The organism is Sphingomonas sp. GW821-FHT02B09 (genome assembly GCF_059421875.1).
On sequence record NZ_JBWKVV010000002.1, the window covers coordinates 1,120,841 to 1,143,398 of the forward strand.

Annotated in this window: 27 protein-coding genes; 20 read left to right on the forward strand and 7 right to left on the reverse strand. The window is 68.0% G+C overall.

From position 1 onward, the window contains the following. Positions 1–46: 46 nt before the first annotated feature. The 6 genes from AC07U4_RS13270 to AC07U4_RS13295 all read right to left on the reverse strand — a co-directional run bounded on the left by AC07U4_RS13270 (position 47) and on the right by AC07U4_RS13295 (position 3,927). Positions 47–199, reverse strand: coding sequence for a hypothetical protein (locus tag AC07U4_RS13270; RefSeq protein ID WP_495195680.1), 153 nt, complete (start codon positions 197–199; stop codon positions 47–49). Positions 200–256: 57 nt separating this feature from the next. Then, a complete protein-coding gene (locus AC07U4_RS13275) occupies positions 257–634 on the reverse strand; it encodes a 5'-nucleotidase (RefSeq protein WP_495179153.1) in 378 nt (125 codons plus the stop codon). A 6-nt stretch (positions 635–640) separates the two neighbouring features. Next, the gene (locus AC07U4_RS13280; RefSeq protein ID WP_495195681.1) at positions 641–1,243 is read right to left on the reverse strand and encodes a TIGR02466 family protein; all 603 of its coding nucleotides are present in this window, start codon (positions 1,241–1,243) and stop codon (positions 641–643) included. After that, the gene (gene pth / locus AC07U4_RS13285; protein WP_495195682.1) at positions 1,240–1,809 is read right to left on the reverse strand and encodes an aminoacyl-tRNA hydrolase; all 570 of its coding nucleotides are present in this window, start codon (positions 1,807–1,809) and stop codon (positions 1,240–1,242) included. The genes AC07U4_RS13280 and pth overlap by 4 nt, the downstream gene beginning before the upstream one ends. A 222-nt stretch (positions 1,810–2,031) precedes the next feature. Beyond that, complete coding sequence (locus tag AC07U4_RS13290; RefSeq protein WP_038662828.1) at positions 2,032–2,715, reverse strand: 50S ribosomal protein L25/general stress protein Ctc; 684 nt, start codon at positions 2,713–2,715, stop codon at positions 2,032–2,034. Between the two features lie 291 nt (positions 2,716–3,006). Next, the gene (locus tag AC07U4_RS13295) at positions 3,007–3,927 is read right to left on the reverse strand and encodes a TraB/GumN family protein (RefSeq protein WP_495179150.1); all 921 of its coding nucleotides are present in this window, start codon (positions 3,925–3,927) and stop codon (positions 3,007–3,009) included. 95 nt (positions 3,928–4,022) lie between these two features. On the opposite strand from AC07U4_RS13295, the gene AC07U4_RS13300 reads away from it, so the two are divergent. The 13 genes from AC07U4_RS13300 (at position 4,023) to AC07U4_RS13360 (ending at position 17,332) form a co-directional block, all read left to right on the forward strand. Beyond that, complete coding sequence (locus tag AC07U4_RS13300) at positions 4,023–4,892, forward strand: glycine--tRNA ligase subunit alpha (protein ID WP_171009503.1); 870 nt, start codon at positions 4,023–4,025, stop codon at positions 4,890–4,892. Continuing rightward, on the forward strand, positions 4,892–7,084 hold the full coding sequence (glyS, locus tag AC07U4_RS13305; RefSeq protein WP_495195683.1) for a glycine--tRNA ligase subunit beta: 2,193 nt from the start codon (positions 4,892–4,894) through the stop codon (positions 7,082–7,084). Before AC07U4_RS13300 ends, glyS begins: the two co-directional genes overlap by 1 nt. Positions 7,085–7,160: 76 nt before the next feature. Then, positions 7,161–9,818 carry a pyruvate, phosphate dikinase gene (gene ppdK, locus AC07U4_RS13310; protein WP_495195684.1) on the forward strand — a complete coding sequence of 886 codons (2,658 nt, stop codon included), beginning with the start codon at positions 7,161–7,163 and terminating at the stop codon, positions 9,816–9,818. Positions 9,819–9,970: 152 nt separating this feature from the next. Then, positions 9,971–10,678 carry a CoA transferase subunit A gene (locus AC07U4_RS13315; protein ID WP_495195685.1) on the forward strand — a complete coding sequence of 236 codons (708 nt, stop codon included), beginning with the start codon at positions 9,971–9,973 and terminating at the stop codon, positions 10,676–10,678. After that, positions 10,675–11,622 carry an HAD family acid phosphatase gene (locus AC07U4_RS13320; protein ID WP_495195686.1) on the forward strand — a complete coding sequence of 316 codons (948 nt, stop codon included), beginning with the start codon at positions 10,675–10,677 and terminating at the stop codon, positions 11,620–11,622. The genes AC07U4_RS13315 and AC07U4_RS13320 overlap by 4 nt, the downstream gene beginning before the upstream one ends. Continuing rightward, positions 11,619–11,942 carry a DUF5076 domain-containing protein gene (locus AC07U4_RS13325; protein WP_038662809.1) on the forward strand — a complete coding sequence of 108 codons (324 nt, stop codon included), beginning with the start codon at positions 11,619–11,621 and terminating at the stop codon, positions 11,940–11,942. The genes AC07U4_RS13320 and AC07U4_RS13325 overlap by 4 nt, the downstream gene beginning before the upstream one ends. Beyond that, the gene (locus AC07U4_RS13330) at positions 11,942–12,592 is read left to right on the forward strand and encodes a CoA transferase subunit B (RefSeq protein ID WP_038662805.1); all 651 of its coding nucleotides are present in this window, start codon (positions 11,942–11,944) and stop codon (positions 12,590–12,592) included. The genes AC07U4_RS13325 and AC07U4_RS13330 overlap by 1 nt, the downstream gene beginning before the upstream one ends. Before the next feature lie 32 nt (positions 12,593–12,624). Further along, positions 12,625–13,023 (forward strand): nucleotidyltransferase substrate binding protein, encoded by a 399-nt coding sequence (locus AC07U4_RS13335; protein ID WP_495195687.1) that lies wholly within the window; start codon positions 12,625–12,627, stop codon positions 13,021–13,023. Then, complete coding sequence (locus AC07U4_RS13340; protein ID WP_052075622.1) at positions 13,016–13,372, forward strand: nucleotidyltransferase domain-containing protein; 357 nt, start codon at positions 13,016–13,018, stop codon at positions 13,370–13,372. The genes AC07U4_RS13335 and AC07U4_RS13340 overlap by 8 nt, the downstream gene beginning before the upstream one ends. A gap of 60 nt (positions 13,373–13,432) precedes the next feature. Continuing rightward, positions 13,433–14,119 (forward strand): glutathione S-transferase family protein, encoded by a 687-nt coding sequence (locus tag AC07U4_RS13345; RefSeq protein WP_038662799.1) that lies wholly within the window; start codon positions 13,433–13,435, stop codon positions 14,117–14,119. A 67-nt stretch (positions 14,120–14,186) separates the two neighbouring features. After that, positions 14,187–15,626 carry a 3-isopropylmalate dehydratase large subunit gene (leuC, locus tag AC07U4_RS13350; RefSeq protein WP_495195688.1) on the forward strand — a complete coding sequence of 480 codons (1,440 nt, stop codon included), beginning with the start codon at positions 14,187–14,189 and terminating at the stop codon, positions 15,624–15,626. 115 nt (positions 15,627–15,741) lie between these two features. Further along, positions 15,742–16,371 carry a 3-isopropylmalate dehydratase small subunit gene (gene leuD, locus AC07U4_RS13355; RefSeq protein ID WP_038662792.1) on the forward strand — a complete coding sequence of 210 codons (630 nt, stop codon included), beginning with the start codon at positions 15,742–15,744 and terminating at the stop codon, positions 16,369–16,371. Next, positions 16,334–17,332: an NADPH:quinone oxidoreductase family protein gene (locus tag AC07U4_RS13360; protein ID WP_495195689.1), complete on the forward strand. Its 999-nt coding sequence runs from the start codon at positions 16,334–16,336 to the stop codon at positions 17,330–17,332. The genes leuD and AC07U4_RS13360 overlap by 38 nt, the downstream gene beginning before the upstream one ends. 3 nt (positions 17,333–17,335) lie before the next feature. On the opposite strand, the gene AC07U4_RS13365 is transcribed toward AC07U4_RS13360, so the two are convergent. Next, positions 17,336–17,473, reverse strand: coding sequence for a hypothetical protein (locus tag AC07U4_RS13365; RefSeq protein WP_169742544.1), 138 nt, complete (start codon positions 17,471–17,473; stop codon positions 17,336–17,338). Between the two features lie 172 nt (positions 17,474–17,645). On the opposite strand from AC07U4_RS13365, the gene AC07U4_RS13370 reads away from it, so the two are divergent. The 7 genes from AC07U4_RS13370 (at position 17,646) to AC07U4_RS13400 (ending at position 22,534) form a co-directional block, all read left to right on the forward strand. Beyond that, on the forward strand, positions 17,646–17,975 hold the full coding sequence (locus tag AC07U4_RS13370; RefSeq protein WP_038662790.1) for a DUF1476 domain-containing protein: 330 nt from the start codon (positions 17,646–17,648) through the stop codon (positions 17,973–17,975). Further along, complete coding sequence (locus AC07U4_RS13375) at positions 17,975–18,205, forward strand: BolA family protein (protein ID WP_038662786.1); 231 nt, start codon at positions 17,975–17,977, stop codon at positions 18,203–18,205. The genes AC07U4_RS13370 and AC07U4_RS13375 overlap by 1 nt, the downstream gene beginning before the upstream one ends. 11 nt (positions 18,206–18,216) lie before the next feature. Then, positions 18,217–18,543 (forward strand): Grx4 family monothiol glutaredoxin, encoded by a 327-nt coding sequence (grxD, locus tag AC07U4_RS13380; RefSeq protein WP_038662784.1) that lies wholly within the window; start codon positions 18,217–18,219, stop codon positions 18,541–18,543. 256 nt (positions 18,544–18,799) lie between these two features. Next, positions 18,800–19,168 (forward strand): BlaI/MecI/CopY family transcriptional regulator, encoded by a 369-nt coding sequence (locus tag AC07U4_RS13385; RefSeq protein ID WP_038662781.1) that lies wholly within the window; start codon positions 18,800–18,802, stop codon positions 19,166–19,168. Further along, positions 19,165–20,691: a M56 family metallopeptidase gene (locus tag AC07U4_RS13390; protein WP_495195690.1), complete on the forward strand. Its 1,527-nt coding sequence runs from the start codon at positions 19,165–19,167 to the stop codon at positions 20,689–20,691. The genes AC07U4_RS13385 and AC07U4_RS13390 overlap by 4 nt, the downstream gene beginning before the upstream one ends. 254 nt (positions 20,692–20,945) lie before the next feature. Next, on the forward strand, positions 20,946–21,803 hold the full coding sequence (locus tag AC07U4_RS13395; RefSeq protein ID WP_495195691.1) for an MBL fold metallo-hydrolase: 858 nt from the start codon (positions 20,946–20,948) through the stop codon (positions 21,801–21,803). After that, positions 21,800–22,534 (forward strand): DUF4230 domain-containing protein, encoded by a 735-nt coding sequence (locus tag AC07U4_RS13400; RefSeq protein WP_495195692.1) that lies wholly within the window; start codon positions 21,800–21,802, stop codon positions 22,532–22,534. Before AC07U4_RS13395 ends, AC07U4_RS13400 begins: the two co-directional genes overlap by 4 nt. Positions 22,535–22,558 lie beyond the last annotated feature (24 nt).

Sequence of the window (22,558 nt, forward strand, 5' to 3'; positions counted from 1 at the left end):
GTCATCCTGTTAGGCGCGGTTGCATGAACCTGAAACAACGTTCCGTTCAGGAAACGACCGGGGGGTCGGGGGGCTCATTTGCCTTCGTCGCGAGACGCTTGCGGTATCGATTGGCGAGCAGGGTCGCACCCAAAACGAAGCCGCCGGGCGCGAGCAGGACGACGGCGGCAAGGCCGATCTGCTGTTTGGTGAAACGCATGGGGACGGTGGTAGCGGGACGGGATGAATGATGGATGAGGGGCGCGGCCGCGCGCCGTCAGAACGGCATCTTGAGGCGGAGCATCGCACGCGGGGCGCTCTGGCCATTCGGCAGGCTGCCTTGTTCCGCCTCGGCCGAAAGGCGGGTCTTGCCGAGCGTCGTGACGGCGCGGATCGGGCGTTCGGCGTAGCGGGTCTCGTCGAGCCGCGGCAGACGGTCGGCGCCCGCCGCCCGGCCGCAGACGACGATGTCGCCGCGCCGGTCGGGGGTGCCGCAGGGCACGGCCGACGGCGCCGGCGCGGGTCTGATCGGGCGAAGTTCGGCGGGCAGCGGCGGTCCCGCCACCGGTGCCGCCTGCAACGCCATCATGATCGCCAGCCGCATCGTATCGCCTCCCGATGCGGCGAAGCTGCCGGCCAATTGCGGCAGCCGCATGACCGCTCAGCGATAGTTGAAGCTGATGCTGATCCGTTCGCCCTTGGCGGCATTGGGGACGACCTCGTGGCGCAGCCAGCTCTCCCACAGGAAGACGCTGCCCGGCTTCGGCTCGGCATAGACGAAGGTGGCGTGGCTCTCGTCGGCGTCGGCGCGGCGGGTGGGGGCGGCCATCATCATCGGCAGCCGCGGATCCTCGAGCCTGAGCGCGCCTGCGCCCGGCGGCGTCGCGACATAGATCGTGCCGCTGACCGCGCTGTGCGGATGGATATGGCCCGAATGATTGCCGCCGGGCTTCAGAACGTTGACCCACAAACTGTCGAGCTTGAGCTTGCGACCGCCGAGATCGAAGGCGCAGGCGTCGGCGAAGCGCGCGACATGCTTGTTGAGTAGCTTTACCAGATCGGCGAAGCGCGGGTCGCGCGACGGCAGGTCGTTGAGCGAGGCATAGGAGGTATAGCCGCGATAGCCGTGCGCCTTCGACCAGGCGACGCCGGCGCGATCCTCGCGCGCGAGGTCGAGGCAGGCCTCCTCCAGCTCCTCGAGCAATGCGGCGTCGCCGAGATCGTCCTCGTAGAAGCGGGTGGCGAACAGGGTACGGACGGTCATTGGGCGAGCCTCAGGGCAACGTCGTTCATGAAGCGGACGTCGTCGTCCGCGGCGAGCCACGGCGCCTCCGCCCCGATCGCGCCGAGCATGTCGGCGAGCGGATCGAGTTCGGTCTTGGCGTAATTGCCGAGGACGTAGCCGGTGACGCGGTCCTTGTGGCCGGGATGGCCGATGCCGATGCGCACGCGGCGGAAGTCGGGGCCGAGATGCTGGTCGGTCGAGCGCAGCCCGTTATGCCCGGCGGTGCCGCCGCCGCGCTTCACCTTGACCTTGAACGGCGCGAGGTCGAGCTCGTCGTGGAAGACGGTGAGCGCTTCGGGGCCGAGCTTGTAGAAGCGCAGCGCCTCGCCGATCGCGCGGCCGCTCTCGTTCATGAAGGTGGCGGGCTTGAGCAGCAGCACCTTCTGGGTGCCGACGCGGCCCTCCTGCGTCCAGCCCTGGAACTGCTTACGGACCGGCGCGAAGCCGTGCATGTCGGCGATCAGGTCGATCGCCATGAAGCCGACATTGTGCCGGTGCATCGCATATTGCGGCCCCGGATTGCCGAGACCGGCCCAGATCTGCATGACGTTCCTATTCTTCCTCGTCACCCCGGACTTGTTCCGGGGTCCACTCCGCGGCTGGGAGAACGGCTGGAGGCTCTGGTTCTGCTCCTAGCCGCCCGGTGGACCCCGGAACAAGTCCGGGGTGACGGGGTGGGTGGGATAGCGGCCCGGCCACGAAAAAGGGCAGGGTAGCGTTGCCGCTGCCCTGCCCCGGTTCCGACGCCGCCGTGGCGGCCCCCCAGCTTAGTTCTTCTGGGTGGTGATCTTGTCGTCGTCGTTGTCGTCGTCGTTCGGCTCGGCGTCGGCAGCAGCCTCGGCGGCCTGGGTCTCGGCGACCTCGGCGTCGAGCGCCTCGTCCTGCGCGGTCGGGACGGTCGGCGGCACGATCGTGGCGATCGCGAAGTCGCGGTCGTCGATCGCCGGCTTGGCGCCCTTGGGCAGCTTGACGTCGCTGATATGAATCGAATCGCCGATCTCGAGGCCCTTCAGCGAGATGCTGATCTCGCTCGGGATGTCGGCGGCGTCGACGACCAGCTCGATCTCGTGGCGGGTGATGTTAAGCACGCCGTTACCGCGCTTGATGCCGGGGGCATCGTCTTCGTCGGTGAACACGATCGGCACCGCGACGGTGACTTCGGTGTGCTCGCCGATGCGCAGGAAATCGACGTGGATCGGGCGATCGGTGACGGGGTGGAAGGTCACGTCCTTGGCCAGCGTCCGCTGTCCGTCGATCATGATGACCGAGGTCATGAAGTGACCGGTCATCAGCGCCTTGGTCAGCGCCTTCTCTTCGAGGTGAACCGAAGTCGGTTCCTTGTTCTGGCCGTAGATCACGGCGGGGACGCGGCCGTCACGACGCAGCGCCCGGGAGGCTCCCTTGCCAACCCGGTCGCGCGTCTCGGCTGCGAGCGTAATGGTGTCGCTCATGCAGATAACCTTCCGAAACGTGCTAAAGTGTCTTTCCCGCGCCACGCCTCCAGGGATGACCATGGCCGGAAGCGGGGGCGCTTAGCCGATGGGGGGTGAAAAGGCAAGGTGGGGGCGGCGGCGGGCGGAGCGTCCTGTCGCGGCTCGTAACCTCACCTGAATACATCCGTCACCCCGGACTCGTTCCGGGGTCTACCGGGCCACAGGCGCTCGCTCACACTTCCAGCGGCTCTCCTCGCCGCGGAGTGGACCCCGGAACAAGTCCGGGGTGACGGGGCATTTGAGGCGGCGTCAGTATTTAACCCGTTCGGCCTTTACGCCCAGTTTTGCGAGGTGCGCCTGCACCGACTCCGGTCCCGCGAGATGCCCGGCGCCGACCGCGACGAACACCGTCCCCGGCCGCGTCATGCGCTGCTTGATCCATGCCGCCCAGCGCGCGTTGCGGTCGGTGAGGAGGACCTTGGCGACCTCGGGCGAGCTTTTCAGTTCGTCGTTCATCTCCCGGGCGAGCGCGTCGGGATCGCCCTTCGCCCAATCGTCGACCATCGACGCCATCTGGTCGTTCAGCTTGGGCAGTTCGTCGACCGTGCTGACGAGGAAGTCGAGCTGCGCCTTGTCCGACAGGCTGCCGAAGAAGCCCAATTGCTGTTCGGGCGTCTCCAGCCCGGTCAGCGGCTTGTTCGCCTGTTTCGCCGCGGCGGTGATGACCTGTTCGGGGCCGTTGTCGCTGTCATAGCCGAGCTTCGACAAGGGCGCGACCGAGAGCTGCGTCGCCGCCAGCCACGGCTTGAATGTGTCGAGCGCGTTCGCGGGCAGGCCGAGATCGGTCACCGCCTTGGTGAAGGCGGCACGCTTGGCCTCGGGCAGGCGCTGGGTCAGCGGCGGCGTGCCGGGCGCGGCGACGCCGGTCGCCTGCACCAGCCCCTGCATCGCCGCGGCGTCGGGCATGACGATCTCCAGCTTGACCTCGTCCGACCGGTCGAACGCGGTCTTCACCGCCTCGTCGAACCAGGTGAGGCCGGGCTTGAGCACGTGGATCGTGCCGAACAGATACACCGTCGTGTCCTTGTCCTTCACCACCCAGAGCGCCGGATCGGCGTCGTTGGCGGCGCGCGCCGGCTGGGCGGGCTGCTGCGCGCAGGCGGGGAGCGACAGGCAGAGCGCGAGCGCCGACAAAGCTGGCCGCAGGGCGGGCCGAAGGGTTCGTATCATGCGGGGACGCTATCCATCAGTAAGTCCGGCGCCATAGCTAATGCCGCGCCGCACCACTTGCTAGACGCGGCCTCATCGGCCAAAGCCTCGGGACGATGGCCGCCACACCGCTTTCCTTCCAAAAGATGATCCTGACGCTCCACGACTATTGGAGCGACCGGGGTTGCGTGATCCTCCAGCCCTATGACATGGAGATGGGCGCGGGGACGTTCCATCCGGCGACGACGCTGCGCGCGTTGGGGCCCGATACGTGGAACGCCGCCTTCGTCCAGCCGTGCCGCCGGCCGACCGACGGCCGCTATGGCGAGAATCCCAACCGGCTGCAGCATTATTACCAATATCAGGTGATCCTGAAGCCGTCGCCGCCCGACCTGCAGGAGCTGTATCTCGGCAGCCTCGCGGCGATCGGCGTCGACATGACGCGCCACGACATCCGCTTCGTCGAGGACGATTGGGAATCGCCGACGCTGGGCGCCTGGGGGCTGGGCTGGGAAGTCTGGTGCGACGGCATGGAGGTGACGCAGTTCACCTATTTCCAGCAGATGGGCGGGTTCGACATGAAGCCGGTCGCAGGCGAGCTGACCTACGGGCTCGAACGGCTGGCGATGTATATCCAGGACGTCGACAACGTCTACGACCTCGCGTTCAACGACAGCGGCGTCACTTATGGCGACGTCTTCCTCGAAAACGAGCGGCAGATGTCGACGTGGAATTTCGAGGTCGCCGATACCGCCAGCCTGTTCGACCTGTTCAGGAAGGCCGCGGCGGAATGCGAGAACAGCCTCGCCGCCGGGCTGCCGATCCCGGCCTATGAACAGGCGATCAAGGCGAGCCACACGTTCAACCTGTTGCAGGCGCGCGGCGTGATCTCGGTCGCCGAGCGGCAGGCCTATATCGGCCGCGTCCGCGACCTCGCCAAGGGCGCCTGCGCGGCGTGGATGGACAAGAACGGATGGGCGGCGTGATGGAGGCTCATTTCATTAGTTCGGGTGAGCGAACGGAAGATTTTCTGTTAGAGATCCGCTCGGAAGAAGTTCCTGCTAGAATGCAAGACTCTGCACGGGCCGACCTCGATCGGCTTTTTCGTGGCGCGATCGGACGAGAAGGTCTTGAAGTCGAAAGTATCAGAACCTTGGTTACGCCGAGGCGGCTGACGCTGATTGCTAAAGGGCTTCCCGTTCGTAGCCCAAATGCTACGATTGAATTGAAAGGTCCAAAAGCTTCTGCGCCGACACAAGCCATCGACGGCTTTCTGCGCAAGAATCAGTTGTCATTTTCGCAGTTAGTTGAGCGTGAAGGTGTGCTGATCGCCCATTTGGATCGGCCCGGCCGCGCCACCACCGCGCTGCTCGCCGAGGCGATCCCGGCGATCATCCGCGGCTTTCCGTGGCCCAAGTCGATGCGCTGGGGGGCGGCCTCCGCCTCGACCGAGTCGCTGCGCTGGGTGCGGCCGTTGCACGGCATCGTCGCGCTGTTCGGCGAGGAGCTGGTCGAGGTCGAGATCGCGGGGATCCGCTCCGGCTTCGCGACCTTCGGGCATCGCTTCCACCATCCGGGGCAGATCACGATCGGTTCGGCGGAGGATTACGTCGAGAAGTTGCGCGCCTGCCACGTCATCGTCGATCAGGACGAGCGCCGTGCGCTGATCCGCACGCGCGCCACCGCGCTGGCCGCCGGGGCGGGGCTGGTGCTGGTCGAGGACGAGGGACTGGTCGCGGAGAATGCCGGGCTGACCGAATGGCCGGTGCCGCTGCTCGGGCGGTTCGACGCCGACTTCCTGACCGTGCCGCCCGAGGTGATCCAGCTCACCGCGCGGGTGAACCAGAAATATTTCGTCTGCCGCGATGCGGACGGTGCGCTCGCCAATGCCTTCGTCTGCACCGCCAATATCGAGGCGACCGACGGCGGCGCGCAGATCGTCGAGGGCAATCGCAAGGTGCTCGCGGCGCGGCTGTCCGATGCGCGCTTCTTCTACGAGACCGATCTCAAGACGCCGCTCGAAGCGCAGGCGGCGAAGCTGGCGAACATCGTCTTCCACGAGAAGCTCGGCACGGTCGCCGACAAGGTCGATCGCGTGGCGAAGCTGGCGCGGTGGCTGGTCGAAGAGGGGATCGTGTCTTCCCCTCTCCCGGCGGGAGAGGGGCAAGGCGCGCCAGCGCCGCGGGGTGAGGGCGGGGGCGAAACGCCGGTCGCGTCGCCCTCACCCTCCCACCCGGCTGCGCCGGGCGGGCCCCTCCCTCTCCCGACGGGAGAGGGAATGACGCTCGCCGATAGGGCGGAGCGGGCGGCGCGGCTCGCCAAGGCGGACCTCGTCACCGGCATGGTCGGCGAATTCCCGGAATTGCAGGGCCTGATCGGCGGCTATTACGCCGCCGCGCAGGGCGAGCCGCGGGAGGTCGCCGAGGCAGTGCGCGACCATTACAAGCCGGTCGGGCAGGGCGACGACGTGCCGACCGCGCCGGTGACGGTGGCGGTGTCGCTGGCGGACAAGCTCGACAGCATCACGCAATTCTTCGCTGCCGACCTGCGGCCGAGCGGGTCGAAGGATCCGTTCGCGCTCCGGCGGTCGGCGCTCGGCGTGGTCGCGCTGATCCTCGACAATGGTCTGCGCTTTCCGCTCGGGCGGGTGGCGGATCGTGCGGTGCTCGATTTCTTTGCCGACCGCCTCAAGGTCCAGCAGCGCGAAGCTGGCGTCCGTCACGATCTGATCGACGCGGTGTTCGCGCTCGGCGGCGAGGACGATCTCGTCCGGCTGCTTGCCCGCGTCCACGCCTTGCAGGCGTTCGTCGCGACCGAGGACGGCGCCAACCTGCTCGCGGGTTACAAGCGCGCCGCCAATATCCTCAAGAAGGAAGGCCATGCGCCCGCCGGCGACGGCGCGGTGCAGGCACTCGGCTATACCCCCGAACCCGCTGAGGCGGCGCTGATCGCCGCGCTCGACGCGGCCGAGCCCGCCGCCACCGCGGCGGTCGCGGCGGAGGATTTCGAGGGCGCGATGGCGGCGCTTGCGTCGCTGCGTGCGCCGATCGACGCGTTCTTCGAGGGCGTGATCGTCAACGATCCCGATCCGGCCAAGCGCGCCGCGCGGCTCGCGCTGCTGGACCGGGTGCGCGCGGCGGTGCATGCCGTCGCCGATTTCTCGAAGATCGAGGGATAGCGACACCTTTCTCAGGCGTACGATAGGCTTACCATCCTCCCCGGGGCAGGCATCAGACCGTAGCTAAGGACCAGCGATGACCCAATACGTGTACCGTTTCGGTGGCGGCGTTTCGGACGGCGGGAAGGGCGACAAGAATCTGCTCGGCGGCAAGGGCTCGAACCTCGCCGAGATGGCGTCGATCGGCCTGCCGGTGCCGCCGGGCTTCACCATCTCGACCGCGATGTGCACGACCTATTACGACGAGGGCGAGCAATTCCCGCAAAGCCTGCGCGACGAGGTGGCGCAGGGGATCGCGCATATCGAGGGGATCACCGGCAACACCTTCGGCGATGCGGCCAATCCGCTGCTCGTCTCGGTGCGCTCGGGCGCGCGCGTGTCGATGCCGGGGATGATGGACACCGTCCTCAACCTCGGGCTCAACGATGCGACGGTCGAGGGGCTCGCCGCGAAATCGGGCGACGAGCGGTTCGCGTGGGACAGCTATCGCCGCTTCATCCAGATGTATGCCGACGTGGTGCTCGAACTCGATCACGGCGCGTTCGAGGAAGCGCTGGAGATCGCCAAGGAAGACAACGGCTTCACGCTGGATACCGAGCTGAGCGCGACCGACCTCAAGGCGCTGGTCGCCGAATATAAGGGGCTGGTCGAGACGGAATGGGGCAAGCCCTTTCCGCAGGACGTGCACGACCAATTGTGGGGCGCGGTCGGCGCGGTGTTCGGCTCGTGGCAGTCGGAGCGGGCGAAGGTCTATCGCCGCCTGAACGACATTCCCGCCGACTGGGGCACCGCGGTCAACGTCCAGGCGATGGTGTTCGGCAATATGGGCGAGACGTCGGCGACCGGCGTCGCCTTCACCCGCGATCCGTCGAAGGGCGACCGCGCCTATTACGGCGAATTCCTCATCAACGCGCAGGGCGAGGACGTCGTCGCCGGGATCCGCACGCCGCAATATCTGACGAAGGCGGCGCGCGAGGAGGCGGGCGCCAAGCCCGCGTCGATGGAAGAGGCGATGCCCGAAGTCTATGCCGAGCTGGCGGCGGTGTTCGACCGGCTCGAGACGCATTATCGCGACATGCAGGACATCGAGTTCACCGTCGAACAGGGCAAGCTCTGGATGCTCCAGACGCGCTCGGGCAAGCGGACCGCCAAGGCGGCGCTGAAGATCGCGGTCGATATGGCGAACGAGGGGCTCATCACCCGCAACGAGGCGATCCTGCGCGTCGATCCGATGGCGCTCGACCAGCTCCTCCACCCGACGCTCGATCCCGATGCGCCGCGCGACGTGATCGCCAAGGGCCTGCCCGCTTCGCCGGGCGCCGCCTCGGGCACCGTCGTGTTCGACGCCGACACCGCCGAGAAGCGCAAGGCGGCGGGCGAGTCCGTCATCCTCGTGCGCGTCGAGACGTCGCCGGAAGACATTCATGGTATGCATGCCGCGACCGGCATCCTCACCGCGCGCGGCGGCATGACCAGCCACGCCGCGGTGGTGGCGCGCGGCATGGGCCGGCCCTGCGTCTCTGGCGCGGGATCGCTGTCGATCTCGGCCAAGGACAAGGTGATGAAGGTCGCCGGGCGTGAGGTGCGCGAGGGCGACACGATCACGATCGACGGCACCAGCGGCGAGGTGATGTTCGGCTCGGTGGCCACCGTGGAGCCCGAACTGGCCGGCGATTTCGGCGTGCTGATGGAATGGGCCGACGGCGTGCGCCGGCTCAAGGTCCGCGCCAACGCCGAAACGCCGCTCGACTGCCAGACCGCGCGCGATTTCGGCGCCGAGGGCGTCGGCCTGTGCCGTACCGAACATATGTTCTTCGACGCCGACCGGATCACGGCGGTGCGCCAGATGATCCTCGCGCAGGACGAGACGGGCCGCCGTGCCGCGCTCGAGAAACTGCTGCCGGCGCAGCGCAGCGACTTCACCGCGATCTTCGAGGTGATGGCGGGCCTGCCGGTGACGGTGCGGCTGCTCGATCCGCCGCTGCACGAATTCCTGCCGCACGAGGAGAATGAATTCGCCGAGGTCGCCGCGGCGGCGGGGGTCGCTATTGACGAACTGAAGCGACGCGCCACCGAATTGCACGAATTCAACCCGATGCTCGGCCATCGCGGCTGCCGGTTGGGCGTGACCTATCCGGAGATCTACGAGACGCAGGCACGGGCGATCTTCGAGGCGGCGCTCGACGTCGCGGAGAAGTCGGGGAAGGCGCCGATTCCGGAAGTGATGATCCCGCTTGTCGCGACCAAGCGCGAGCTCGACCTGATGAAGACGGTGGTCGACAAGGCCGCGCAGGTGGTGTTCGCCGAGCGCGGCAAGACGATCGACTATCTGGTCGGCACGATGATCGAGCTGCCGCGCGCGGCGCTGAAGGCGGGCGAGATCGCCGAGACGGGCGAGTTCTTCTCGTTCGGGACCAACGACCTGACCCAGACGACTTTGGGCGTCAGCCGCGACGATGCGGCGCGTTTCCTCGGCGCCTATGTCGAGCAGGGCATCTACGCCAAGGACCCGTTCGTCAGCCTCGATATCGAGGGCGTCGGCGAGCTGGTGCAGATGGCGGCGGATCGCGGCCGTGCGACCCGGCCGGACATCAAGCTCGGTATCTGCGGCGAACATGGCGGCGATCCGGCGAGCATCGCCTTCTGCGAGAAGGTGGGCCTGGATTACGTCTCGGCCTCGCCGTACCGCGTGCCGATCGCGCGGCTGGCGGCGGCACAGGCGGCGCTGAAGTAAGCGTCAGTGCTCCTGCGAACGCAGGAGCCCAGGGTCGCGGGCGCTGCGCTTCTTGGCTCTGGGTTCCTGCGTCCGCAGGAACACGGGGTCTCGATTGACGCTGCGGCGCCCGTCCCGCTATCGCCGCGGCAAAGACAGGAGAGTCACGGGCGATGAACAAGCTCTATCCCGATGCGGCGGCGGCGCTCGACGGCCTGCTGCACGACGGCATGACGATCTGCGCGGGCGGCTTCGGCCTGTGTGGCATCCCCGAACGGCTGATCGACGCGATCCAGGCATCGGGCGTCACGGGCCTGACCATCGCCAGCAACAATGCCGGCATCGACGGCGAGGGGCTCGGCAAGCTGCTGCGCACGCGGCAGGTCAGGAAGATGATCTCGAGCTATGTCGGCGAGAACAAGGAGTTCGAGCGGCAATATCTGAGCGGTGAGCTGGAGGTGGAATTCTGCCCGCAGGGCACGCTCGCCGAACGCTGCCGCGCCGGTGGTGCGGGCATTCCCGGCTTCTACACGAAGACCGGCGTCGGCACTCTGGTGGCCGAGGGCAAGGAGGTGAAGAGCTTCGACGGCGAGGACTATATCCTCGAACGCGGCATCCGCGCCGACCTCAGCATCATCAAGGGCTGGAAGGCGGACGAAAGCGGCAACCTCATCTTCCGCAAGACCGCGCGCAACTTCAACCAGCCGATGGCGACCGCGGGCAAGGTCTGCGTCGCCGAGGTCGAGGAAGTGGTGCCGGTCGGCAGCCTCGATCCCGATCACATCCATCTGCCCGGCATCTATGTGAAGCGGATGATCGTCGGTAGCCCTTACGACAAGAAGATCGAATTCCGCACGGTGCGGGCGCGCGAGGCGGCGTGATGCGGCGGGCGGGGTTCGCGCTGGCGGCGGCGGCGCTGCTGGCGGGCTGCGGCGGCAAGCGCACGCCTGTCGCGACGCTGCCGGCGCCGGGCCAGACCTATACCGCCGACGGCAGGCTGGTGCGGATCACCGGGCTGACCGCGCTGCCACCGCCGACCGGCGCGGTCGCGGGCGCGGCTGCGGAGACGCGGGCGGTGCCGCCGCAATTCCAGTATCTCTACGGTTCGGCGGAGGCGGCGGCGCTGAGCCGGCAGGCGTTCCGCGCGCTCGTATCCTATGCCAGCTATCGCCGCGCGGCGGGCGACAGCGTCGTGCTCAGGCCGGGCGCGACGCTCGCCGCGCCGCAATGGCAGGCGTGCGAGGGCAAGCCGCGCGCGGCGGTGTTCGACGCGGACGAGACGGTGGTGCTCAACCTCGGCATCGAGGCGCTGGCGGCGCGCGATCCCGCCGCGCCGTTCGATCCGGCGCAATGGGCGCGCTGGGAGCGGACCGGCGCCAAGGCGGTCGCGCCGGTGCCGGGCGCGGTCGAGGCGTTCGCCGCGCTGCGTGCCGCCAACATCACGGTCATCATCAACAGCAATCGCGGCGCCGCCACCGCCGCGGGCACGGTCGCCGGGCTGAAGGCGGCGGGGCTGGGCGATTTCACCCCCGGCACCGACCTGTTCCTGCGCGACGGGCCGAGCGGCAAGGACGCGCGCCGCAGCGCGATCGCCGCGCGCTATTGCGTCGTCGCGATGGCGGGCGACCAGCTCGGCGATTTCAGCGACCTGTTCAACGCGATCCCCTCCGCCGCCGAGCGCCGCCGTGTCGCCGACAGCGGCGCGATCGCCGATCTGTGGGGCAACGGCTGGTTCGTGCTGCCCAACCCGGTCTACGGCAGCGGGCTCAAGGGCGGGTTCGACGAGGTGTTTCCCCTCGACAAACGCTGGAGCGATACGCCGTGAAACCGTCGAAGCCGCGCGCCATCCCCTTGTCCGCCATCCCCAATCTCGGCGCCAGATCGGCCGAGGTCGCGCGGATCTGGATCACCGACCGGTCGGGCTCGACCGTGGTGATCGATGCCGGCGTGCTCGGCGACGCCGAGATGTTCGGCGTGCTGATGGCCGACACGATCGGCCACGCCGCCAAGGCGCATGCGCAGGCGCTCGGCATGGCCGAGGCGGAAGCCGCGGCGCTGATCTGGCGCGGCCTCGACGGCGCGCGCCCCGACCTCGATCCCGACGCCGTCGCGACGATCGCCAACCATCCCGGAGGACTGAACTGATGGCCACGCAAGCGAAGGGCTGGGACCGCAACCAGATGGCGGCGCGCGCCGCGCAGGAGCTGCGTGACGGCTATTACGTCAACCTCGGCATCGGCATCCCGACTTTGGTCGCCAACAATATCCCCGCCGGGATCACGGTGACCTTGCAGTCGGAGAACGGCATGCTCGGCATCGGCCCGTTTCCCTATGACGACGAGGTCGACCCCGACCTCATCAACGCCGGCAAGCAGACGATCAGCGAATTGCCGCAAAGCGCCTATTTCGGCAGCGAGCAGAGCTTCGCGATGATCCGCGGCGGGCATATCGACCTGACGGTGCTCGGCGCGATGGAGGTGAGCGAGGGCGGCGACATCGCCAACTGGATGATCCCCGGCAAGATGATCAAGGGGATGGGTGGCGCGATGGACCTCGTCGCCGGGGTCAAGCAGATCATCGTCGTGATGGATCACAATGCCAAGGACGGCAGCCCCAAGTTCATCCCCGCCTGCACGCTGCCGCTGACCGGCAAGAACGTGGTCGACATGATCGTCACCGACCTCGCGGTGTTCCGGCGGCCGGATCACCAATCGCCGTTCCGGCTGATCGAGCTGGCGCCGGGCGTGACCGCGGATGAGGTGGCGGCGAAGACGACGGCGCGGTTCGACCGGTAATGGATCTCGGCGCCCCCGATACGCCCCGCTGGGTGCAGCGGTTCGCCAATTTCGACGGGGCTTTGGTGTTGCTGCGGGAGGGCGTGGAGCTGCTCGACGGCGATGTTCACCCGATCGTGCAGGAGGGGGTTATCCAGCGGTTCGAATATACGTTCGAACTCGCCTGGAAGACGCTGAAGGACTTTCTGGTCTGGCGTAAGGTCACGCTGGAGCGCAGCGGACCCGGCGACGTGCTCCGCACGGCATTCGCCTTCGGCTATATCGAGGAAGGGCCGATCTGGATGGACGCGCTGGATGCGCGTAACGAAATGTCGCACGTCTACCGCCGGCAGGCGTTCGAGCGGGTGGTCGCTGATATCCGGGCGCGCTTCCTCGAGCGATTCGAAGATTTGCACCTGATGCTGATGCTCGAACGGGCAAAGCTTGGCTGACGCGGACGGCATCGTGATGTCGGAACGGGACCGGGCCATCGTACGGTCCGTGCTCGCGCCCTTCGCCGATCGGATCGATCGGGTCGGCGTGTTCGGATCGCGGGCGCTCGGGACCGCGCGTCCGGCGTCCGATATCGATCTCATATTATGGGGCGATATCGATGGCAGGACTTTGGCACGATTGGCGACATTGTTCGGTGAAAGCAGCCTCGCCGTATCGGTGGATGTGATCCTTTATGGTCCCGAACTGGCCGCAGCGTTGCGACGGCATATCGACCGGGTAGCCAAGACGCTTTTCATACGTGCCGATCTTCGGACCGAGGTCGTTCAGACCGGAATCAGGGGCTAGGCAGCAGCCGGTCGGACGATTCCCCGCTATGAATAGATAGTCGAGATGGGACCTGCAGCCATGGGTTACGTGCTGATCACCGCCAATCGCAATTATTCGAGCTGGTCGCTGCGGCCGTGGGCGTTGATGACGGCGCTCGGCATTCCGTTCGAGGATCGGATCGAACCCTTTACGGCGGCAAATAACTGGGAGGCGTTCCGCGCCTTTTCGCCGAGTGGGCAGGTGCCGGTGCTGGTCGACGGCGATCGCACGGTCTGGGACTCGCTCGGCATCACATTGTATCTCGCCGAACGGCACGACGGCGTCTGGCCGCGGGACGCGGCGGCGCGCGCCTGGGCGATGTGTGCGGTGACCGAAATGCATGGCGGCTTTTCGGCGCTGCGCAACGAGCGGATGATGAACATCGGCGTCCGCGCGGCTCCGCATCCGGCGTCGCCGGCGCTCGATCGCGATGTTGCGCGGGTCAAGGAATTATGGGCGGAAGGGCTCGATCGCTTCGGCGGTCCGTGGCTGGCGGGGGATCGCTTCACCGCGGTCGAGGCCTTTTACGCGCCGGTCGCGTTTCGCGTGCGGACCTTCGGGATCGACGTTGGCGATGCCGGAAGTCGCTGGTGCGAAAGCCTTTTCGCGCATCCCGCGATCAAGGCATGGGAAGCGGCGGCGCTGACGGAAACATGGCGCGAGCCGGCGCATGAAGACGAGATGCGCGCGTGCGGCACGATCTTCGAAGATCATCGCGCGCTTTAATATCACAGGCAACAATCTGTCGCACAGGCTTTCGCTCGCGCATCATTTCCGTTAACGGGCGCGCATCATGGCTTCCCGACCGCAAACGCTGTACGAAAAGATCTGGGCTGCTCATGTCGTCGAACGGCGCGACGACGGCACCTGCCTCATCTACATCGACCGGCACCTCGTCCATGAGGTGACCAGCCCGCAGGCGTTCGAGGGGCTTCGTGTCGCTGGCCGGCGCGTGCGGCGGCCCGAGCTGACGCTCGCGGTGCCCGATCACAACCTGCCGACGACGCCGCGCGTCGATGCCGCCGGGCGGATGCTGCCGATCGCCGATCCGGAAAGCGCGCAGCAGCTCGATGCACTGCGCCGCAATACCGCCGAATTCGGTGTCGACTATATCGATGCGACCGCGGCGGAGCAGGGCATCGTCCATGTCGTCGGGCCGGAACTGGGCTTCACGCTGCCCGGCACGACCCTGGTGTGCGGCGACAGCCATACCTCGACGCATGGCGCCTTGGGCGCATTGGCGTTCGGCATCGGCACCAGCGAGGTCGAGCATGTGCTCGCGACGCAGACGCTGCTGCTCAGCCAGTCGAAGACGATGGAGGTGCGCGTTGACGGCACGCTCGGCTTCGGCGTCAGCCCCAAGGACGTGATCCTCGCGATCATGGGGCGGATCGGCGCGGCGGGCGGCACCGGCCATGTCATCGAATATACCGGCGAGGTGATCCGCGCCATGTCGATCGAGGGGCGGATGACCGTCGCCAACATGTCGATCGAGGGCGGCGCGCGCGCCGGGCTGGTCGCGCCCGACGACGTGACCTTCGCCTATCTGAAGGGGCGGCCGATGGCGCCGCAGGGCGAGGCGTGGGACAAGGCCGTCGCCTGGTGGCGCAGCCTCGCCACCGATCCCGCCGCGACCTACGACAAGAGCGTGGCGCTCGACGCGACCGATATCGCGCCGGCGCTGACCTGGGGGACGAGCCCCGAGGACGTCGTGCCGATCACCGGCGTCGTACCGGAGCCCGAGAGTTTCGCCGATCCCGCCAAGCGCGCGGCGGCGCAGCGCAGCCTCGATTATATGGGGCTGACGCCGGGGACGGCGATGCAGGACGTTCCCGTCCAGCACGTCTTCATCGGCAGCTGCACCAACAGCCGGATCGAGGATCTGCGCGCCGCCGCCGCGGTCGCCGAGGGGCGGCACGTCGCCGACGGCGTGCGCGCGATGGTCGTGCCGGGATCGGGGCTGGTCAAGCGGCAGGCGGAGGCCGAGGGGCTCGACCGGGTGTTCGTGCAGGCCGGGTTCGAATGGCGCGAGCCGGGCTGTTCGATGTGCCTCGCGATGAACCCCGACAAGGTGCCTGCGGGGGAGCGGTGTGCGTCCACGTCGAACCGGAATTTCGTGGGTCGACAGGGACCTGGCGCGCGCACACACCTGTTGTCGCCGGCGATGGCGGCGGCGGCGGCGGTGACCGGGCGGCTCGCCGACGTACGGGATCTGATGGGAGCGACGCGATGAAGAAGGTATTGGTATTGCTGGTGGCGGGCGCGATGATGAGCGGCGTCGCCGCCTATGTCGCGGGCGCGCGCGTCCTCGCGCATCCGGTCAAGACCGAACGCTAGAAGGCGCCGACATGCAGCCCGTCACGACCGTTACCGGCACCGCTTACCCCTGGGGTGCCAAGAATATCGACACCGACATCATCATCCCGGCGCATTGGCTCAAGACCATCACGCGCTCGGGGCTGGCGCGCGGCGCGTTCGAGACGGTGCGCGCGCAGCCGGGCAACGTCTTCGACGATCCGCGCTATGCCGGTGCGCCGATCCTTATCGCCGGCGACAATTTCGGTTGCGGGTCGAGTCGCGAACATGCCGCCTGGGCGCTCGCCGACATGGGGGTGCGCGCGGTGATCGCACCGAGCTTTTCCGACATCTTCTCGGGCAATGCGTTCAAGAACGGCATCGTGCCGGTGGTGCTGCCGCAGGAGGCGGTGGATCGTCTCGTCGAGGTGGCGAAGGACCAGCCGGTCACCGTCGATCTCGAGACGATGACAGTGACGACGCCCTATCAGGACCGCTTCGCCTTCGACCTCGATCCGTTCCGCCGGCAATGCCTGATGGAGGGGCTGGACGAGATCGGCCTGACGATGGCAAGGGATACCGCGATTTCGAAATTCGAGGGCGCGGTGGATCAACATCGCCCCTGGATCGCGAGCAGGAGCGGTTATGCGGGCATTGCTGTCGACGGCGTCGGGCGGACCTGACACTCTAGAACTCACCGAGCTGCCCGATGCGGCGCCGGCCAAGGGGCAGGTACGGGTCGCGGTCAAGGCCTGCGCGATCAACTATCCCGACGTCCTGATCATCGAGGACAAATATCAGTTCAAGCCGCCGCGCCCGTTCGCGCCGGGCGGCGAGATCGCCGGCGTGATCGACGCGCTCGGCGAGGGCGTCAGCGACTGGCAGGTCGGCGACCGCGTGATGGGGGTGATCGGCCATGGCGGCCTCGCCACCAGCATCGTCACCGAGCCGCAGCGGCTCTATCGCCTGCCCGCCGAGCGCGACTTCGCCGAGGGCGCGGCGCTGATCCTCACCTATGCCACGACGATCCATGCCTTGCTCGACCGCGGGCGGTTGCAGGCGGGCCAGTCGCTGCTGGTGCTCGGTGCGGCCGGCGGCGTCGGGCTGGCGGCGATCGAACTCGGCAAGGCCTATGGCGCACGCGTCGTCGCGGCGGTGTCGTCGGAGGAGAAGGCGGCGGCGGCGACCGCCGCTGGCGCGGACGAGACGGTCGTCTACGGTCGCGCGCCGTTCGACAAGGAGGCGTCGAAGGCGCTCGCCGAACGGTTCAAGGCGGCGGGCGGGCGCGGCGGGTTCGATGTGATCTACGATCCGGTCGGCGGCGATTATGCCGAGCCGGCGCTGCGCGCGATCGGCTGGGAAGGGCGCTATCTCGTCGTCGGCTTTCCGGCCGGCATCCCGAAGCTGCCGCTCAATCTGACGTTGCTCAAGAGCTGCGACGTCTGCGGCGTGTTCTGGGGCGCTTTCGCGGCACGCGATCCACAGGCCAATGCGGCGCATGTCGCGCGGCTGTTCGAATTGTGGCGCGACGGGAAGATCGCGCCGAAGGTGACCGAGACCTTTCCGCTGGAGCGCGGCGGCGACGCGATCGCGAAGATGGCGGCGCGCGGCGCGATCGGGAAGCTGGTGGTCGCGGTCGGCTGACGGTCAGCGGATCGCGAAGAAGATCGCGAGCATCAACGCCCAGAGCAACAGCGATATCGCCGATCCGACGACGATGCCGGTGAGCGGCGCGGCGCGGGTGGGCTGCGAATGGCCTCCGGCGGGGACGGGCCTCTTGATCATGATCCTTCTCCTGCGGTCGAGCGGGGTGCTCGCCCTCACATAGTTATCGCATCGTTAACTCTTTTGTTCCGAACGACTTATGCCCGGCATGGGGCTTGCGGTTCCGGGCATCCGTTGCGCGTGCGCAGACGCGCCCCTATGTGCGGAGGAGCAAAAAACGGGGTGAGTGACGATGTCCATGTTCGACGACCGTGAGCGCGCCCATGAGGCGGCGTTCGCGCGTGAGGAGGAGATGGCGTTTCGCATCACTGCGCGCCGCAATCGCCTGCTCGGCCAATGGGCCGCGGCGCAGATGGGGCTGACCCCCGAAGAGACCGATTCCTATGCCAAGGCGGTGGTCCAGGCGGACTTCGAGGAATCGGGCGAGGAGGACGTCGTGCGCAAGCTGTTGGGCGACCTGACCGCCGCCGGCGTCGAGACCGACGATGCCGCGGTGCGCCGCGCGCTCGCCGAGAAGATGATCGAGGCGCGGCGGCAGCTGATCCAGGCGGAGCAGGGCTGATGCCGATGGCCGCCGACGACATCGCCGCGCTGATCCGCGCCGCCATCCCCGACGCCGAGGTCGAGATCACCGACCTCGCCGGCGACGGCGATCATTATGCCGCCCGCGTCGTATCGGCGAGCTTCGCCGGTCTGCCGCTCCGCAAGCAACACCAAGCCGTATATGCGGCGCTCGGCCAGCGCATGGGCGGCGAACTCCACGCCCTGCAGCTCAAGACCGCCGCCGCCTGAGGATGATGACCATGACTGACGACACCAACGCCCGCATCGACGCCGTCGTGAAGAACAATGCCGTGGTATTGTTCATGAAGGGCAGCCCGCTGTTCCCGCAATGCGGCTTCTCCAGCCGCGCGGTCGCGATCCTCGACCACCTCAACGTCGACTATGAGAGCGTCGACGTGCTGCAGGACCAGGGCATCCGCCAGGGCATCAAGGCCTATTCGGACTGGCCGACGATCCCGCAGCTTTACGTCGGCGGCGAATTCGTCGGCGGATCGGACATCATGATGGAGATGTATGAGAGCGGCGAACTGGCGACGCTGTTGAAGGGCGATACGGCCGCAGCCTGACCGGTGCCGGGTGCGGGTGGGGTCGCGAGACGCGGAAAAGCGATGACCCCACCCTGCTGAAGCGTCGTGACGCTCGGCTGGCTCTCGATATGCAGACGCCGTGCCAATCGTGCGGAGCCGCAGGTTTCCGTTGATTATACGGTTAACGGCCGTCTCGTGCCGCACCGACCTGTAAGCAATCCCGACATCGCCGCACCCCTCTTGACTACGTCCGTAAACGGTACGATTACACCTGTAGTCCAACAGGAGCGTAGCCGTGGTCGAACGAATCAGCGATGCCGAACATGCGGTCATGGAGGTGCTGTGGGACGAGGCGCCGCTCACCGCGCAGGACGTGGCCGAACGCGTCGATCCCGCCCGCGGGTGGAGCGCCAACACCGTCAAGACGCTGCTCGGCCGGCTGCTCGCCAAAACCGCGATCGCGCATGAGGAGGATGGCCGCCGCTATCTCTATCGCCCGCTTGTCGCGCGTGGCGATTACGTTTCGGGCGAATCTAAGCGGCTGATCGACCGCCTGTTCGGCGGTAAATTGACGCCGCTGGTCGCGCATCTCGCCGAGCGCGACGAACTCACCGCGACCGACATCGCCGAGATCGAGGCGCTGTTGAAGGACCTCAAGCAGTGATCGGCTGGCTGGTCGAGGCGCTGATCGCCTCCACGCTCCTGATGGCGCTGGTCATGCTGGTGCGCGCGCCGGTGCGCAACGCCTTCGGGCCGCAGGTCGCTTATGCCCTGTGGGCGCTGCCATTGCTGCGCCTGCTGCTGCCACCGCTGCCCGCGGCGTGGCAGGAGGTGGCGGCGACGCCGATCAGCCGCGCCAGCGACACGCTCACCATCCTCGTCGCCGATGGCGCCGCGAACGATACGGTGGCGCCGGTGGCGGTCGCCGCGCCGGCGATCGGCTGGATCGTCGGCCTGCTGTGGGCGGCTGGCGCGCTCGGCTTCCTCGTCTGGCACCTGACCAGCCATCGGCGCCACTGCCGCCGCCTGCTCGGCACCGCGGCGAGCATCGAGGAGGTGCGCGGCGTGCACATCATCGCCAGCGAGGCGGCGGCCGGGCCGCTCGCCTTCGGCGTGATGCGCCGCTACGTCGCCTTTCCGCTCGACTTCGCCGACCGCTACGACGCCGACGAGCGGGAGCTGGCGCTGGAGCATGAGATCGGCCACCACCAGCGCGGCGACCTGATCGCCAATTGGATCGCGCTCGGCGTGCTGGCGCTGCACTGGTTCAATCCGGTCGCCTGGCGTGCGTTTCGCGCCTTCCGCGCCGATCAGGAACTCGCCAATGATGCCCGCGTCCTCGCCGGCCGATCGACGATCGACCGCCACGCTTATGCCTGCGCCATCGTCAAGGCGGCGCATGGCGGCGCGGTCTCCGCGGCCTGTCATCTGCACACCATCGACGATCTGAAAGGGAGACTCCGCATGCTGTCCACCTCGCCGCGTTCGCGCCGCCGCCTCGTTCTGGGTGGTGCGCTGGTCTCGACCGTCGTGCTCGGCGGGCTCGGCGTGACCGCCTCGGGCACCAGCGCCGCCGCGGCGATCAGCCATCGGGTCGGCAACACGATGGGGATCGACCTGCAGGCGGCGTCGGCCGCGCTCGACATGCCCGAGATGCCGGAAACGCCGGAAACGCCGGAGATGCCGGCAATGCCGGCCATGCCGGCGATGGCGGATGCCGCGAAGCCGGCACCGAGCGTCCGCCGCATCGTCGTCAAGCGGACCACCACGGACAGCAGCACGCATAGCACGACGGAGAACGGCCACCCTGACGCTCGCGAGCTCCAGGCGATGGTCGACCGGTCGATGCGGACCGTGCCCGAGGTCAGCGAGCGCAATTGCAGCCTCGGCCGGGATGGCGAGGCGCAGCAATTCGTCGTGCAGGGCCGGAAGGGCGGAAAGCGGACGATGGTGATCTGCACCAACCGTATCCGCGTTGCGACCGCCGCCAGCGCTGCCGCCACGGTCAATGCCGCCGAAATCCGCCGCAACGCGATGGCGAGCGCGCTGGCGAGCGTCGAGGCCTCGCGGGCCAGCATCGCCGCCAACCAGCTCATCCCCGCCAGCGGGCGCAAGGAGGCGCTGGCCGAGATGGATTCGGCACTGGCGGAATTGCGCGCGGAAATGGCTTCGCCCGACAAGGATTGATGCGGCCCATCCGGTGTTCCCGCGAAAGCGGGAACCCGGGGCCAGGCAGAGCGATGTCCGATCGCGTATGGGACTCCTGTGCTCCCGCCTTCGCGGGAGCACTGGGACAGTTTTACACAGGTCTCGCCATTATCCGGGCAGGCGGATTCGGCCGCCGCGTGGCGGCGTGTTCGGGGCGACCGCCGCCGCCGGGTGGCACCCCCACCGGTCATCGCCTCTTGCGCTCCGCGGCGCATCGCGCCACATCCGACCCAATGGCCGAGCATCCGACCGGTATCCCGATCCAGCTCGAGCCGCTCGTCACCCGTGTGCTCGCGCCCAATCCGTCGCCTTATACCTATGGCGGTACGCAGACGCATGTCGTCGGCGGCTGCGATCTTGCGGTGATCGATCCGGGACCCGACGATGCCGCGCACGTCGAGACGCTGCTGCGGGTGATCGCCGGCCGGCCGGTCCGTGCGATCGTCATCACCCATCATCATCGCGACCACAGTCCCGCCAGCCGGCCGCTCGCCGCCGCGACCGGCGCGCCGATCGTCGGTGCCGCGCCGGTGCATGTTGCCAGCGAGACGCCCGGGCTGGATGCGGCGTTCGACGCGGCCTATGCGCCTGATCGCGTGCTGGCCGAGGGCGAGAGCGTCGCCGGCGACGGCTGGACGCTGACCGCACTGGCGACGCCGGGCCATACGTCGAACCATCTCGCCTTCGCGCTGCCCGAGACGAAGGCGCTGTTCTCCGGCGATCACGTAATGGGCTGGGCGACGAGCGTGATCTCGCCGCCCGACGGCGACATGGGGCAGTATATGGCGAGCCTCGACAAGCTGCTCGGCCGCGACGATCGCATCTATTATCCCGGCCATGGCGAGGCGGTGGACCAGCCGCAGCGGCTGGTGCGCGGCATGCTGGGGCATCGCAAGCAGCGCGAGGGGCAGATCCTGCGGCTGGTGCGCGAGGCGCCGCTGGCGCTGGAGGAGATGACGCGGCGGATGTACGTCGGGCTCGACCCGCGTTTGATCCCGGCGGCGCAACGATCGGTGCTCGCGCACCTCTATGATCTGCAAAGACGGCAACGGGTGAGCGAGGAGGGTGACGTATGGCGGAGCAGCGAATGAGCGATCCCATGCCCGACGCCCCCGCGACGCCGGCGGTCCGGTCGTCGACCGGTTCGTTCCTCGGCAAGGCGGCGGGGATCATCGTGCTGCTCGCGCTTGCCGTGCTGATCGGCCTGTGGGGCGTGCAGCGCTACGTCGAGCGCCGGCTGTCGCCCGATCCGACCACCGTCGCCAGCGCGAGCCTGCAAGGGCTGCGCGAACAGAACCGCCTGTCCGCCTTCGCCGCGCGCTTCGTCGCGGTGAGCACGTCGCGCCAGTCGCAGCTCGGCCTGTCGACCGAGAAGACGCTGATCATGCCCGGTCTCGTCCGCTACGAGGTCGACCTCGGCAAGCTGACCCAGCGCGACGTCGCCTGGGACCCCGACAGCCGGACGCTGTCGGTACGGTTGCCGCCGATCGAGCTCGACGGGCCGCAGGTCGATCTCACCGCGATCCGCGAATATGGCAGCGGCGGCATCCTGTCGCGGCTGACCGACGCCGACACCGCGCTCGACACCGCGAATCGCCGCGCCGGACAGGCCGAGCTGGTGCGGCAGGCGCGCGATGCGACGCCGATGAAGCTTGCGCGCGACGCGACCCGGCGCGCGGTCGAGAACAGCTTCGTCATGCCACTGCGCGCCGCCGGGATCGACGCCAGCGTCAAGGTGACTTTCGCCGACGATCCCACCGCCGCGACCGAGCGCTGGGACGCGAGCCGGTCGCTGGCGGAAGTGCTTGGCAATTCTCGATGACGGCGGGCGTTGAGGGGCGGCGCG